The organism is Siphonobacter sp. BAB-5405, from assembly GCF_002872335.1.
In the GTDB taxonomy this organism is placed as follows: domain Bacteria; phylum Bacteroidota; class Bacteroidia; order Cytophagales; family Spirosomataceae; genus Siphonobacter.
Map to the genome: position 1 here is coordinate 34,620 of NZ_NJAG01000005.1, position 15,212 is coordinate 49,831.

Sequence of the window (15,212 nt, forward strand, 5' to 3'; positions counted from 1 at the left end):
ACGTCAAACGCGTTTGTTTTCTTATACGCCCAGTAAATCATCCATACCAAATACGCCTACTTTCCCTACCAGCCACTCAGCGGCAACGACGGCCCCTAATGCAAAACCCTGGCGGTTATGGGCGGTATGTTTGATCTCAATGGAATCGACCGCGGATTCGTAGGTTACGACGTGCGTACCCGGCACTTCCCCCTCCCGCAACGCTTTGATGGGCAAGGTACTACGTCCATCGCCTTCTTCCAATGCCCATTGGGACAGACGGTGATTCACCTCTAAAATGCCTTCAGCCAGGGTAATGGCCGTACCACTCGGAGCGTCTTTTTTATGGATGTGGTGAATTTCAGTCATCTCCACCTGATATTCCGGGTACGGACTAATCAGTTTAGCCAACTGTTTGTTCAGACGGAAAAACAGGTTGACACCAATGCTGTAGTTGGAAGCGTAGAAAAAGGCTCCGCTGGTTTTAGCCGTGAGGGCTTCGATTTCCGAACGATGTTCCAGCCAGCCCGTGGTACCGCATACGGTGGGCAAGCCCTGTCCGATCGAATCCTTCAGGTTTTGTAAGGCAGCCGTGGGGTGACTGAATTCAATCACGACATCGGCCGTAGCGGGCGAAAAGCTGGCAAAATCAGCCCGATTGGTTTCGTCGATCCGACCTACAATTTCGTGGCCACGTTCAAGGGCAATGCCTTCAATGACTTTGCCCATTTTTCCGTAGCCCAGGAGTACTATTCGCATGGAAATGAATTTCAGGTTTGCTTTTAGGTAGTTTTTGGTTTGAAGCGTTTTAGGTTTAAAAGTTTAAGGTCTGTGTAAAACTCAACCCTTAAACTTCAATTCCGTCCAAACCTTAAACGATGGATTATTTCAACGTAAAAACAGCCGTGACCCCCATAGGCGTGCTCACGTAATCGGTCTGCACGCCTGGTTTTAGCCGGAATGAAATATCGTCGGTATTGTCAAAGGTTTTCAGGTGAGCCGTAACGTTCGCTTCCACGAGTTGAAACGCGTAAAGCACTACGCAGCCGATAATGGATAAATCCCGTTGTCGACGGTAAAAAGATGTTCTTTGCCTTAGCTGGTCTTGATTCAAAGCATTGTAGTACGTACCTCCAATAGTGACAGGCACCGTTGTAACCTTTTGATCAATGAGACTTTGCCAGGCCGTTATGGACTGTTTGTATCGGACCTGATTCCAGTGAATGGCGTACCCCAATGCACCAAATCCCCCGTATATGATGGGAATGGTCCAGTACTGCCGTACGTAAGCCTGCCCCCAACCTGGTAACGCCAGCGAACGATACGTGGCGTACTTGGGAACAATGTTCAGGGGTTTTCTAAGCTTTCCTTTCGGCTCGGGAATGGATTTCGTCAGCGAATCAACGCCTACGCGGGCAATCTGTACCGAATCGGCTTTCTGGGCTAATGCGGGTCTTACCAGTCCTAAAAACAATACGAAATAAATCAGAAACCTCATGGCGATTGATAAATGAAAGGCCAAAGAACGCTCTGATTTACTTCGTATCACTTCTAAAAACTGTTAAATATTCTTAGGATAACTCACCCAATACACCCAGGATTCGATCCAGATCTTCCTGATTGGTAAAGGGAATACGGATTTCACCTTTGTCTTTTTCATCGGACTTAATGGAAACCTTTGATCCGAAGTACGAGGAAAGCCGAAACTGAAGATTACGGATTTCCTGCTTTAAAGGCACTTTTTTGGTTTTATCCTGAGCCAGTTCCGGATTCTGGATTTTCCGGACCTCTTCTTCTACCCGCCGTACCGACCAGTCTTCGTCAACAATGCGTTTGAACAGGCTCAGCTGCGTATCCACATCGTCGATGTTGATGATAGCCCGGGCGTGGCCCATGGAGATTTTATTATCCCGCAAAGCCGCCTGAATCACCGGTGGTAATTTCAGTAGACGAATGTAGTTGTTCACCGTCGTCCGGTTTTTACCTACGCGATCGCCGAGTTCTTCCTGTCGCAGGTTACACTCCGAAATCAATCGTTGGTAACTCAGAGCAATTTCGATGGCGTTCAGGTTTTCCCGTTGAATGTTCTCGATTAGAGCCATTTCCAGCATCTGCTGGTCGTTGGCCGTGCGAACGTACGCCGGAATGTGCGTCAGACCGGCCCGTTTCGAAGCCTGCAAGCGACGTTCACCCGAGATGAGCTGATACTGCTCACGGCCCAATTGACGAACCGTAATGGGCTGAATAATTCCCTGAATACGAATGGATTCGGCCAGTTCCGCCAGCGACTCTTCGTCGAAATGCGTACGGGGCTGAAAAGGATTCGTTTCGATAAAGTTAACATTGATCTCGTTCATGGAGCTAATGTGCTCCAGAGCCGACAACGGGGTTGCACTGGGTCGGCTGTTGTTCACCGAGTCCGAATCCTGCAATAAGGCTCCCAGACCGCGTCCTAACCCAACCCTTTTTTATTGGTGTTATTCATGTCGTCACTGCTTAGGGTTCAGGCGAGTACCTAAACGCCCAACTCTTCTCAATCTATGGTTACTAAGCCGTTTTTGGTCAGAATTTCACGGGCCAGGTTCAGGTAACTGATGGCTCCTTTGGAATCTGCGTCGTGAGCAATGGCAGGCACCCCAAAGCTGGGCGATTCGGAAAGACGGATGTTCCGGGGAATGATGGTATTAAAAACCATATTCTGGAAGTGAGCCGTTACTTCATTCACCACCTGATTGGATAACCGTACCCGCAGATCATACATCGTCAACAGAATTCCCTCGATACTCAGGTTGGTGTTCAGTCGCGTCTGAATGATCTTGATCGTGTTGAGCAACTTCCCTAAGCCTTCCAGAGCGAAGTATTCACACTGTACGGGAATAATGACGGAATCAGAAGCCACGAGGCTGTTGATCGTAATTAAGCCCAGCGAAGGCGAACAGTCGATAATGACGAAATCATACTCATCGCGAACAGAAGCCAGGGCTTCTTTCATTTTTTCTTCGCGGGTTTTCAGATTGATCATTTCAATTTCCGCCCCAACCAGATCAATGTGCGAGGGAATCAGATCGAGGTAATCAATTTCGGTCTGAATGATGATATCGGATACGTTAATTCCATCGACCATGCATTCGTAGATGGAATTTTCAATTTCTTTCGGATTGAACCCGAGTCCCGACGTAGAGTTAGCCTGTGGGTCAGCGTCTACAATCAACGTGCGGTACTCCAGGGTTGCCAAACTAGCGGCGAGGTTGATCGTAGTGGTGGTTTTCCCGACTCCCCCCTTCTGGTTGGCAATGGCAATGACTTTGGCCATAAGTAAACTCAGTGCGTTAGAATTTCAAAGATGCGAACAAACCACCGGATTGCCTAGCAAATGTTCCACGAAGTTTCACGCTAAAAGTTTTTCTTGAAGCAGGGGTAGAAACTCTTATTGATTGTCAGTGCCTTATTAAGCAAAGTACCCTAAAAAAATAAGTAATCAGGCGATTTGTCGGGCTTTGGGCCTCCTCAACCCCATACTTTGGTGCCTTCCGTACAGTTCTTGCACATCTCAATTTCCGAACGGCTTCGAATCAGGGAAGCCCGGAATTGTTCGTAAGGTTTGGACTTCCATAATTGCTTGAAGGAATCCTGCTTGAGGTCGCCCAGTCGGTACTCGGCATCTTTATCAAAACAGCAGGGTACTACCAGCCCGTCCCAGGTAATCACGCAGCTGTGCCACATTTTCCAGCAGTGATCCACGAATTTGTTTTTGATGCGGTACGTACCATCCGTTTGTTTGGCGTAGCGGGAGTATTTGTCAATGGTCGGAATTAGTGGATCCCCTCCTTCGTAATCGTAGATCTGGGCCGTTTTCAATCCGACTGCATCCACGCCAAGTTCAGCTGCCAGCTTTTTCACGTCCTCAATCTGGTGCTCATTGGGCTGCACGACCAGAAACTGAAAAATGACGTGGGGCGTCTGCGACTTCAGTTCTTTTTTCCACTTGAGAATATGCTTCGTCCCCTCGATAACTTTATGCAGCTTCCCGCCTACGCGGTACTGCTGATACACATCCTGGGTGGTACCGTCGATGGAAATGATGAGTCGGTCGAGACCGCTTTCGACCGTTTTCTTTGCGTTAGCGTCGGTCAGATAATGAGCGTTGGTGGAAGTCGCCGTATAAATTCCCTTCTGGGAAGCATACTGCACCATCTCCAGAAATTGCGGATGCAGGTAGGGTTCGCCCTGGAAATAAAAAATCAGGTACAGCAATTCGGCTCCAATTTCATCGATCGTACGCTTGAACAGATCCCCTTCGAGCATACCCGTGGGCCGGGTAAACGACCGCAGGCCACTCGGACATTCCGGGCAACGCAGGTTACAGGAGGTCGTAGGCTCAAAGGATAAAGCAATGGGCAAACCCCGATGCACGGGCTTTTGGGTAATCTTCGATTCGATATAGCTCGATACGACTTTCAGTCCGTTCCAGACTCGCCGGGCGGTGAGTTTGGAGGCGAAATTCAGTCCATCGCTAAGGTTACGGTTGATCATACGGTCAGCTAAAAGGCCGGACATGGGCCGGCTACTCCCCATCGGCAAACTCTCTTTTCTCAGTATTTATTCCCGACAGGCTCCGAAATTTCCAGTTAAGGCAAATCCGTCAACGTTTTCATGAACGCAACCAGATCGGATTTTTCCTGAGCACTCAGGTGCAAAGGCTCAGGCGAAAGGGTCTGATTGGGGACGTTCAGTCCAATACCCAGGCCTCCGCCCCGATCATAAAACTCAACAACTTCCTCCAGGGTTTGAAATACGCCATTGTGCATGTACGGACCCGTATGCTCGACATTACGGAGCGTCGGCGTTTTGAAGGCATAACGGACAACGTCGAAATTAGCGATGACACCCGCTCCCCGATCCGTATCCAGCCGAGGGTTTGATAAATCCGCGTTGGCAGGAACGCCCAGTACTTCCACATCCGAATGTTCATACGAAGGCGGTAACATGCTGTTGGTCAGGGGCAAAAAATGGCAGGTGGCACACTTCGCTTTTCCGGCAAACAGGTTCAGTCCGCGTTTTTCTTCCGGATTCAGGGCTGCGTCGTTTCCCCGCATGTACTGATCAAAGCGGGAGTTGAGCCGTTCCAGAGACCGCAAGTAGGCGGCCAGAGCATTCATTACCTGCGGCGGATTTAATTCTCCGTACGCTTTCTGAAAAGCTTCCTGATAGGCTTTATTTTTTGAAAGCTTGTCAACCGCCGAGGCCAGCGAAGCATCCATTTCCAGCGGATTCCGTAGCACATCCGCAATCTGCATTTCCAGGGAAGCCGAGCGAGCATCCTGAAACAGCGTAGCCTGTAACGCAGCATTCCAGAGCGTAGGAGCATTTCGGGGTACGGACCCATGGTTGCCCATGGCCATACTCTTCGGCAACCCATCGGTGAACGCTCGCCCCGGCTGATGGCAGGTGGCACAGCTCCGCTGTCCGTTTCCGGAAAGCAGGGGTTCTGAAAACAGTTTCTGTCCCAGAGCAATCCGTTCTTCCGTAGCCGTCCATTCGGGATGAGGACTGTACAGCTCGGGCCGGAAAAGCTGTTCGTCAAAAATCCACCAGGCCGTGGGTATTAGGAATCGACCGTCATCTTCCAGCGATTTAATCCCCAATTCCTGCTGGTACTTTTCCAGGGCTTTACACAACGGTCGCAGTCGCTGCGTCAGAAAAGCCGAACGGTCCAGGTTATCAAATTCAGTCTGTAAGCTTTGTTTGGTCTCTGCTAATAACTTCTGAATATCCGGCACATCCTCGTATTCTTTCAGCAAATCCTCACAGCCTTCCAGCGAAGCAATTGCTTCCGGGAGCGAATACCGTACCGTCGGCGAATCGTAGCCTGTCATACCCAGCGTCGCGATGCGGGCTAGTTCGAGCCGCATGGCATCCCAGAAATTAACCTCTTTAAGTTCGTTGAGCCAGGGATGTTTCCGTAGGAGTCCGGCATTGATCGTTAATTGCTCGCATTCCTGCTGTAATTCATCCAGTCGAGTGGTATCTAATCGTGGAAAAATGATCGATTCGATCACCTGAAACCCCTGGGGTTCAATCAGGAGCTGATCTTCCATTTCCACTTCATCGACGGGCGGACCATTGATCTGACGAGCCATGACGGGATCGTAGCCTTCTACCAGCCACTCAATTCGTTTATAAGCCAAACGAGCATTCAGAAACGACTGGCGGGAATTGACCGTATCCAGCGGGTAACTCAGTTCGAGGCGTTCGGCTGTTCGTTCAAATTCAATCAAACGTTGTTGAAAACGCGTTTTAACATCTTCCACACGGGTCTGACTGTGCCAGGCGGGCAAAGTCGGTAAGAGTACGATTCCAATCAGAATAATCCACCAACGGGACATAGAGACAAGGGGGTTTGGGAAGGATCACCAGGTTTTTCACTCAAAAGTACCGCTCTTTTTCAGGATTTTCTTTCTTTTTCTGGCGGGACTTTCATTCAAAAGCATTCTACCGCTCAGGAATTTCCCGATCATTTTTAGTAGTTAATTCCTGGATTTTCGCCACATTTCCGGGGTATTCAACCTCTTTTTAGGCATGCATTCGGATCGTTTATATCAACTGGCCCTCTGGCTTACGCCGGGCGTAGGCGATATGCTTACCCGCTTGCTGATGGCCCATTGCGGCTCAGCAGAAGCGGTTTTTAAACTTCCTCCCGGAAAACTTCAGAAAATACGGGGTATTGGTGATTTGCTCTCGCGAAACATCGCCGCCAAAAGCACTTTTGTCCAGGCCGAGCAGCTACTCGAACAAGCCTTACGGGAGGCTGTTGAGATTACCGCTTTCAATGAAGAGGGCTATCCGCAACGGCTCAAATCCGTTTACGACGCACCCGCTCTGCTTTTTTCAAAAGGAAAAGGCTCGGTCAATCCCGTACGAAGCGTAGGCATTGTGGGTACACGGCGAGCCAGTGAGTACGGAAAAAAAATTACCGAAGAAATTGTTGAACAACTCGTTCCCTATCGGGCGGCTATTATTAGTGGACTGGCCTACGGAATTGACATTACCGCTCATAAGGCGGCTTTGAAACACGATTTGCCCACGTTTGGAGTCATGGCGAATGGCCTGGATCTGGTCTATCCCGCTGTGCATCAGAAAACGGCTTTACAAATGCAGGAAAAAGGAGGTCTTTTTTCGGAGCAAACCCTGGGTACGCAACCAGACCGCCGTTTTTTTCTGGACCGTAATCGCATCATTGCCGGACTTTCGGACGTAGTCATTGTCATTGAATCGGCGGTTAGAGGCGGGGCAATGGGTACTGCCGAATACGCCAATAACTACAACCGGGACGTTTTTGCGGTACCGGGCAACCTGACCAGCCCAAATTCAGAAGGATGCAACTCCCTGATTGCCCGCAATAAGGCCACTATTTTTACCAGTGTACCGCAGATGATTGAGACATTAGGCTGGCAAGAAAATGGGGAGCCATTGAAAATGCCAACCCTGGATTTAAGCCGATTTTCGCAGGAAGAAAGTCAGATTATTCGCCTTTTTCGTGATTCAGGAGCCATGCACGTAGACGATCTGGCCTGGAAATCGCAATTACCTATGTCCCGACTGGCTTCCTTACTGCTTAATCTGGAATTTCAGGGATTCATTAAAAGTTTGCCGGGAAAAGTATACGGTTTGGCCTGAGAAGTAAGTTGAAAGTTTGAGTAGGTTTGAAGTTTAAAAGCACAACATCCCCATCCGACTAGCAAGGTCTGGTCTAACCGATTTATCTTTTCCAGAACTACTCAACTGGCTAGTTCATACCACTGTAAAGCTCAGAATCTATTAAAACTTTGACTCATTACGAACAACTTGGCGTTTCTTCCCGGGCATCCATTGAAGAGATCAAGCGAGCGTACCGAAAGCTGGCCGTAACCTGGCATCCGGACAAAAATCCCGGTCAAACCCAGGCAGAAGAGCGTTTCAAGGCTATCAATGAAGCCTACCGGGTACTTTCCGATCCGGCTCTCCGAGCTTCGTACGATCTAAAGCTTACCTACGGAACTCAGCCCCCCGTTACGCCGCCACCGCCGCCCAGACCCCGCCCTACTCCGGTGCAGCCACCACGACCTACGGTTCATCGCTGGCTGATTCCGGGCATTGGCTTACTGGTTGTATTCGTGGCGTTGGGGGTGGTTGCTTTTCAGCAATACGAACAGAAACAAGCCGTAACCGAAGTAGCGGATGCCACCCGGTTGCTAGTCGATGAAGATACGACCGCAGCGATGGGGAAACTTAACGAGGCCATTCACCACGACGAAACCCTTACTTCGGCTTATCGTCTGCGAGGACAGGTATTATTGCGGTTACGAGAATTTCAGACGGCCTATCCGGATTTGTTGCGAGCCTCGCAGGAAGATCCTTTCGATGAAGACTTGTACTTTAATTTGGCTACCTGTAGCTATTACCTGAAGAAGTACGCCCAGAGCCGCTCGCATCTCAACAAGGTACTGACGCTATCCCCTCAAAATGGCAAAGCTCTGACCATGCGGGGAACCAACTTCTGGCTGGAAAAAGATTCCTTGCAAGCCTGTGAAGATTGGCAAAAAGCTGCCAGTTTGGGCGAAACGGAAGCGAAAACTTTGGTTCATGACTATTGTAACCTACGATGATACGATCATCGTTTATCTTAGACAGCATCAGGTGCGTTTTCCGTCCCGCTGAGACGGCTGGTGTTTTAGTCCGTATCGCGAACACCGCTCACTTCCTTTTGCTCGGTCCACCGTATTGCTAAGGGATTAGGCGGCTTGAGCCCGCCATGGAATGGGATAGGACGGGGATCGGTTTATGTCGTCGACTATGCTAATACACTAATAAATATCAGAAGATGAAAACCCCTCCCGCCTATCACCGCGTAACGACCTACGATAGCTGCAATGCGGTGGGCTAAAGCAGGCTATCGTTAGTCGTGGAGTGGCTGATAGGCTACCGAATAGCCGTGTATGCGGCCCCAAACTTCGTCTAGGTGAATAACGACCTTCCAAAGGAGCCACAGATCGTTAAATAGAAAGAGGTTACTAGCTCTCCGTGTTTACTAGGACCGAATTCTACACTGTCTAGGAAAACGTAAATAGATAGAAATAAACGATCATTACTGCCGCCACGTATCAGGCGATTGTCGCCACTCCTTGAGTGTATCTACCTGATCGTCGGTAATATAACCCAGAGGTACGGCAGCTTCTACTAGGGCATTATAGTTACTCAAACAGTGAAGCGTAACGCCTGCCTGCTGGAAATTTTGTTCGGCAACGGGAAAACCGTAGGTAAAAATAGCCGCCATACCCACGATTTCAGCTCCGGCGTTTCGTAACGCATCTACGGCTTTCAATGAGCTTCCACCCGTCGAAATCAAATCTTCAATCACGACGACTTTCTGACCCGCTTCCAGACGACCTTCAATCTGATTGCCCATGCCATGTTCTTTCGGTTTCGGACGAACGTATAGAAAGGGTAAGCCCAGCACATCAGCCACCAAAGCTCCCTGCGGAATACCCGCTGTGGCAACTCCAGCAATGGCTTCGACACCCGCAAACTGGGTTTTGATTGCCTCAGCGAGTGCTTCTTTGATGTACGTACGAACCGGAGCCGAAGAAAGCGTAACCCGGTTGTCGCAATAAATGGGTGATTTCCAGCCCGAAGCCCAGGTAAAAGGCGATTCAGGACTTAGACGTACAGCTTTTACTTCCAAAAGCATTTCAGCCACGCGGGCTGCTACAGTTGATTCCATGGCACAAAAATAAAAGGAAGTTGCGGGGTTCCAGCAACCAGCGTTGGCTTCTAAAAATAATCCATACCGGAACGCAGACTATTCCTTCCGCGTTGTAGGCGGGTCTCCGGTTTTCGTCGTATCCAGGCGATACTTTGTAGATTCGAGGATAGAGACTTTCGCAACATCGCTTACTTTTGTACCATTAACCATTAGAGAACTCCTGCATGGTCCTGTTTATCAACGACCGTCCCGTTAAGCTGACTGATGCTCAGCGATCTGATTTACTACGGGAAAAACGTGACTTTGACGTGGTGATTGACACCCGTCTTGAAGTTATTAAAACCGAAAATTTACACGGTCATGTACTTATTCTCAACGCTTCGCTGGCCACTACGGAGCGTTTAATGGATCTTCTTCACGACGAACACCCGGCAGCTCTGCAAAGCATTCTGTTACAGGTAGCCGATCAGAAGGCCGCCGAAGGAAGATTGAAAAATTACTTCAAAGTGGTAAAGGCAGCTGGTGGCGTAGTCTTCAAAGACGACAAAATGCTGTTGATCTACCGCCTCAAACGCTGGGACTTACCGAAAGGAAAACTTGATCCGGGCGAGAAATCGAAAGAAGCTTCCTTACGCGAAGTGGAAGAAGAAACGGGCTTACAGGCAGAACTGGGCGAGAAAATCTGCACCACCTGGCATACCTATACGCACAACGGCAACCGAATCCTAAAGCGTACGAAGTGGTACCGGATGACTTGCCTTGACGACCAGCACATGCAACCTCAGGAGGAGGAACACATCGAAAAAATTGCCTGGATGACGAAAAAAGAAGTCCAGAACGCCATGGTCGATTCTTACAGCTCCATTCGCTACGTTTTTGACCGGCTTTGGAATAGCGTATCGGTTTAATAACTGGTACCGAAGCACATACAAGGTAAAAGTCCCGAAGGCAGCATGGCTTTCGGGACTTTTTTTTCGATTTTTTTATCTGAGAATAAGCTCGATTTACATCTTTAGCGTTTGGCCCGTTCATACTGTGGAACCCAGGCTATATCGTCCCCTAACACTTTAGCGGCATGCAGGGGAAAGTTGGGGTCACGGAGCGATTCGCGGGCGATTAAAATAAGATCGGCCTGCCCATTTTCGAGAATAGCTTCGGCTTGTTCCGCTTTCGTAATGATGCCTACCGCTCCGGTCAGCATACCGGACTCTTTTTTGATTTGCTCGGCAAAAGGTACCTGATAATTCGGTCCAGCCTGAATGCGGGCGTAGGATACTAAACCGCCCGAAGAGGAATCGATTAGGTCCACTCCTTTCGTTTTCAGTACTTTCGCTAGTTGGACGGACTGCTCCACATCCCAACCGCCTTCGGCCCAGTCACTCGCCGAAATCCGGACAAATACGGGTAATTCCTGCGGCCAGACCGTATGCACGGCTTCCAGTACTTCGAGTAACAAGCGAATCCGGTTTTCAAAACTTCCACCGTAATCGTCCGTTCGCTGGTTACTTAAGGGCGAAAGAAACTGATGAATCAGATAGCCGTGAGCCGCGTGAATCTCGATCAGTTCATACCCTGCCCGAAAAGAACGGCCGGCGGCTTCTTTAAAATCGTTGATCACTTTCGCAATACCCGCTTCGTCCAAGACCGTGGGAACGGGTTCTTCTTCCCGAAACGGAATAGCACTGGGGGCTACGGTTGTCCAGCCGCCCTCTTCCACAGGGACCTTGCCTTCTCCTTCCCAGGGACGACGCCCACTGGCTTTCCGACCGGCATGAGCCAGCTGAATCCCCGGTACTGCTCCCTGCTGGCGAATAAAAGTGGTAATCTGCTGAAGTTTATCGAGATGCTCATCCTGCCAGATGCCCAGATCCTGGGGTGAAATACGCCCCTCGGGTGAAACGGCCGTAGCTTCCTGGATAATCAATCCGGCTCCGCCGATAGCCCGGGCTCCCAGATGCACCAAATGCCAGTCGTTAGCAAAACCATCGACGGCCGAGTACTGGCACATGGGTGAAATGGCAATCCGATTGCGAAGCGTAATTTTTTTTAGCGTTAATGGAGCAAACAAACGTGACATATTTCCAATGTTTTAAAATCCGAAGAAAGATCTGTCACTAAAAAAAATACGCCCGAAAAAGGTTCAGCATTCCTCTCTCGGCAAGCCGCGTATACATTTACTCCAATTCACTGACGGGATAGGGCAAATACTGATCTACCCTGGCCCCGTAGCGGTGCAGGTCACGGATGATGGTACTGGAAATGGGAGCCAGTTCCGGCGAACAGATCAGGAAAACCGTTTCTACGCCTTCGTATAAATCACGGTTTACCTGAGCAATGCTGTTTTCATACTCAAAATCCGTTGTATTTCGTAAGCCGCGTAACAGAAAAGTGGCTCCGTTGTCGCGGGCAACGCGGGCCGTTAGATCCTGGTACGGCACGACCTGGACCGGATCGTTGATGAACGTCCGCTGGATAGAGCGAGTCATGGGCTCCAGCGGGAAATGACGTTTTTTGTTGGAATTGTGGCCAATGCCAATGATGATTTCGTCGAACAGTTTCAGACCCCGCCGAACAATGTCTTCGTGTCCTTTCGTAAAAGGATCAAACGAACCGGGGAAAAAGGCAATACGAGGCATTCGGGCGATTGACGTTAAGCTTGTCAGGAAGAAAATTTAACTGATTAAAGTAACCATCCGGTGAGACGGGACCTGATCGGCGGATAGCTCGGGAATAGCAACAGACTCCGGCAGACCCAGCGTTAACTGAGCCAGGTAGGGCAGTAAGCCCTGGTATACATCGGATGCTTCGGTAATCTCTCCGAAAGCCCAGGCCTGTACCACTTCCGTATTGACTTTAAGCTCGTGCAACACGAACAGGATGTAGTAAATTAAATCAGCAGAGGCCCGGTATACAAAGCGGTTGCAATAATGCAGCCTTCCGTTCTGTAAATAAATTAGCGTAGCAGCCTGTTTTTCTACGTACAGCAACAGGCCTTCTTCCGTAATTTTTGTACTGAGTTGCAGTAAAATATCGACCTGGTGAACGATCTGAATGGTTTCAAACGGGTATACTTCCAGCAGCCATTCCGTCCAGCTGACTGGTAGGGAAAAAACGGTGACGGCTTCCCACGCTGGATGTACGGTGTGTTGTACGGATTCGTGACTGGTTACCAGTCCACGTGCCAGCGACAGAGCCCGGGCCGCATATTCCTTCCGAAACAACGAAGTAGGCACCAGGGTAAAGGACTGATTGGAAATAATGACCCGTACGGCTTTCCAGAACGTCTTTTGCGTCAATTCGTGCTCGCTGAGCAGACGTTGAATGGCCGTCAGGTACTCTTCTTCCGTGTTGACTTCCATCAGAGCATATTCGTCAAGCCAGAGGCAACGATTCCGAGCAGGATCGATGATACTGATTTGAAGTTCCTGCGATCCCAGTCCAAGTGTAAGAATATACGAACTGACACTTGTCAGCGAAAGGGCTTCCTGCCGAAAGTGGGTAGCAGCGGTCATCATCGAATGAGTATATAGGGATAAGGGGATTCAACACGATTCCGGCGAGCCAGGGTACCAACCCCCTCATCCCTGGCAGCCTAGGGCCGTCCGTCAGCGAACGCAGCCCGTACTACAAAGAACTTGGTTTCGCCGTCAAAGTCAAACTGAAAGAGTTTTTCTTCGTAATAAAGCGTTACCCGGCGGCCAGAGCGTAACGCTTCATTGATGGTATTGATCGTTGAATCTTTGCCCGAATCTACGCTAAATTCCCATTTTTCAGCATTCATCTGGCCTGTACCTTCAGAAAAACCGCCCAGTAGCAACTCGCCTTCCCAGGTTTTGAATACGTAACCGCGTTTGCTGAATCGAGTGATCGTTCCGGCTCGTTCGCCTTCTGAGTAATTAATGAGCGTCAATACCCAGAATACAAGAATGGTTACGACAAGTAAGCCGAGTAAAACTTTACCAAAGGTTTTCATGATAGGTTGTTTAATTACGTTTGGAGCACCAGGTGTGGGTGTTACCAGCCTTTTCTCCGCAGGGTTGTTGTGCGATAGTTCAGGGCCTGGTGCGGGGCCAAAGAAAAGTACGTTTATTGAATTTTGCTTATGCTTCGTGTTTTTTTCCTAGCTATCGGCTTAAAAAATATTGCCAGCAAAATTACTTGGAACGAATCGCCAGTACCGGATCCATCCGGGCGGCAATCCAGGCGGGTACGATGCCCGAAAGGAGTCCGATTGTACTGGATACGCCCAACCCAATCAGGATGTTTCGCAGCGAAAGTTCGATGGTTAGGGTTTCCTGCGGATAAAAAGTCAGTAGCCAGACGAGCACGATCCCCACCAGACCGCCAATCAGGCTTAAGAAGATGGCTTCAAACAGGAATTGAAATAGTATAAAGTAAGTTTTCGCTCCCAGCGATTTCTGAATGCCAATCAGGTTTGTGCGTTCTTTTACGGATACGAACATGATGTTGGCAATCCCGAATCCCCCAATAAGCAACGAAAACAAGGCAATAATGAGGCCTGCTCCGCGTAAGGCACTAAAGATCGTCTCGACAATGTTCTGAATGGCTTCGGGACGGTTGATGGAAAAGTTATCTTCCTGGTAGGGTTTAAGGCCGCGTTTGGTTCGCATCAGGCCCATTAGCTCGCCCTCAAGTTCCTGAAGTTTCTCGTCGCGGTCGTATCCTTTGATGGAAATATTCGGTTCGGAATACTTGGTATGAAAAAGTTTTGAAAAGGCCAGGTACGGGATATAGCAACGAATGTCGGGCTTACCGCCAATCTCAAACATACCCGTACCGATCCGTTCAATGACGCCGATTACCTGAAAACGCAAGCCTTTAATTTGGATGTAATTACCGACGGCTTCTTCGTAGGGAAACAAATTAGCCGCAATGTCGGCTCCGATCACCGCCACATTACGGGCGGCCTCTTCTTCCATGGGGCTGAAGTAACGTCCTTTTTCGACGGGTAAATCCGAAATCTGATTGTACTGATAGGTGATTCCCCGCACACCCGCCGTCATTGAATTATTCCCGTGTTTAAGCGTTTGTCCACCCCGCCCGTCCGAAATGGCGATGTACTGGGCATTCTCCAGATTACGTTCCAGAAAACGATATTCAGAAAAACTCGGAGCAGGGCGACGGAAGTATTTCCACCAGGCGTAATTCGGCTCGCTGTAATCCCAGGACCATTTGGATACAAACAGCGTATTACTGCCCGTAAAACTCAGGCTTTCCCGGATGCTGTTTTCCAGGGAATCGACCATTGTAAAAACGGCAATGATGGAAAAAATCCCAACCGTTACACCCAATAGCGAAAGGATGGTACGCAGGAGGTTTGACCGCAGGGCCTGCCAGGCGAAACGGAGGCTTTCGAACACTTGTCGAAGAAATTTCATACCGGGAATTCTTCTCGTCATTAGGGAAAATCTAAAGTAGAACGATCGCCCCGTCGGGTGCAAGCAAAATGTGGAGGAAAGGCCTGTTTTTC

The 15,212-nt window shown here is 49.4% G+C and carries 15 protein-coding genes; 3 read left to right on the forward strand and 12 right to left on the reverse strand.

Annotated features, from left to right (window positions below; translation table 11 throughout):
* Positions 1-21: 21 nt before the first annotated feature.
* The 6 genes from dapB to BWI97_RS04200 form a co-directional block, all read right to left on the reverse strand.
* Positions 22-738, reverse strand: coding sequence for a 4-hydroxy-tetrahydrodipicolinate reductase (dapB, locus tag BWI97_RS04175; protein ID WP_102200153.1), 717 nt, complete (start codon positions 736-738; stop codon positions 22-24).
* Between the two features lie 124 nt (positions 739-862).
* Positions 863-1,477, reverse strand: coding sequence for a DUF5683 domain-containing protein (locus BWI97_RS04180; protein WP_094812345.1), 615 nt, complete (start codon positions 1,475-1,477; stop codon positions 863-865).
* Positions 1,478-1,550: 73 nt separating this feature from the next.
* Positions 1,551-2,411: a ParB/RepB/Spo0J family partition protein gene (locus BWI97_RS04185; RefSeq protein WP_233207749.1), complete on the reverse strand. Its 861-nt coding sequence runs from the start codon at positions 2,409-2,411 to the stop codon at positions 1,551-1,553.
* 101 nt (positions 2,412-2,512) lie between these two features.
* Positions 2,513-3,292 carry a ParA family protein gene (locus BWI97_RS04190; protein WP_094812349.1) on the reverse strand — a complete coding sequence of 260 codons (780 nt, stop codon included), beginning with the start codon at positions 3,290-3,292 and terminating at the stop codon, positions 2,513-2,515.
* A gap of 194 nt (positions 3,293-3,486) precedes the next feature.
* A complete protein-coding gene (locus BWI97_RS04195) occupies positions 3,487-4,509 on the reverse strand; it encodes an SPASM domain-containing protein (RefSeq protein WP_094812552.1) in 1,023 nt (340 codons plus the stop codon).
* Positions 4,510-4,607: 98 nt separating this feature from the next.
* Positions 4,608-6,365: a cytochrome c peroxidase gene (locus BWI97_RS04200; RefSeq protein WP_094812352.1), complete on the reverse strand. Its 1,758-nt coding sequence runs from the start codon at positions 6,363-6,365 to the stop codon at positions 4,608-4,610.
* A gap of 193 nt (positions 6,366-6,558) precedes the next feature.
* Here BWI97_RS04200 and dprA point away from each other — a divergent pair, with 193 nt between their 5' ends.
* Positions 6,559-7,656, forward strand: a complete 1,098-nt coding sequence (gene dprA / locus BWI97_RS04205; RefSeq protein WP_102200155.1) for a DNA-processing protein DprA — start codon at positions 6,559-6,561, stop codon at positions 7,654-7,656.
* 149 nt (positions 7,657-7,805) lie between these two features.
* Positions 7,806-8,624 carry a DnaJ domain-containing protein gene (locus tag BWI97_RS29180; RefSeq protein ID WP_094812356.1) on the forward strand — a complete coding sequence of 273 codons (819 nt, stop codon included), beginning with the start codon at positions 7,806-7,808 and terminating at the stop codon, positions 8,622-8,624.
* A gap of 479 nt (positions 8,625-9,103) precedes the next feature.
* Here BWI97_RS29180 and pyrE read toward each other — a convergent pair whose 3' ends face one another.
* The gene (pyrE, locus tag BWI97_RS04215; RefSeq protein WP_094812358.1) at positions 9,104-9,739 is read right to left on the reverse strand and encodes an orotate phosphoribosyltransferase; all 636 of its coding nucleotides are present in this window, start codon (positions 9,737-9,739) and stop codon (positions 9,104-9,106) included.
* Positions 9,740-9,945: 206 nt separating this feature from the next.
* Between pyrE and BWI97_RS04220 the strand changes: the two genes are divergently transcribed.
* Positions 9,946-10,629, forward strand: coding sequence for an NUDIX hydrolase (locus tag BWI97_RS04220; RefSeq protein ID WP_094812360.1), 684 nt, complete (start codon positions 9,946-9,948; stop codon positions 10,627-10,629).
* 104 nt (positions 10,630-10,733) lie between these two features.
* Here BWI97_RS04220 and BWI97_RS04225 read toward each other — a convergent pair whose 3' ends face one another.
* From BWI97_RS04225 to BWI97_RS04245, 5 genes are all read right to left on the reverse strand, one after another.
* Positions 10,734-11,798: an NADH:flavin oxidoreductase/NADH oxidase gene (locus tag BWI97_RS04225; protein WP_094812362.1), complete on the reverse strand. Its 1,065-nt coding sequence runs from the start codon at positions 11,796-11,798 to the stop codon at positions 10,734-10,736.
* Between the two features lie 97 nt (positions 11,799-11,895).
* Positions 11,896-12,357: a pantetheine-phosphate adenylyltransferase gene (gene coaD / locus BWI97_RS04230; protein ID WP_094812364.1), complete on the reverse strand. Its 462-nt coding sequence runs from the start codon at positions 12,355-12,357 to the stop codon at positions 11,896-11,898.
* Between the two features lie 36 nt (positions 12,358-12,393).
* Complete coding sequence (locus tag BWI97_RS04235) at positions 12,394-13,236, reverse strand: DUF3822 family protein (protein ID WP_102200156.1); 843 nt, start codon at positions 13,234-13,236, stop codon at positions 12,394-12,396.
* A gap of 77 nt (positions 13,237-13,313) precedes the next feature.
* The gene (locus BWI97_RS04240; RefSeq protein WP_094812368.1) at positions 13,314-13,694 is read right to left on the reverse strand and encodes a hypothetical protein; all 381 of its coding nucleotides are present in this window, start codon (positions 13,692-13,694) and stop codon (positions 13,314-13,316) included.
* Between the two features lie 181 nt (positions 13,695-13,875).
* The gene (locus tag BWI97_RS04245; protein WP_102200157.1) at positions 13,876-15,120 is read right to left on the reverse strand and encodes an ABC transporter permease; all 1,245 of its coding nucleotides are present in this window, start codon (positions 15,118-15,120) and stop codon (positions 13,876-13,878) included.
* Positions 15,121-15,212: the final 92 nt, after the last annotated feature.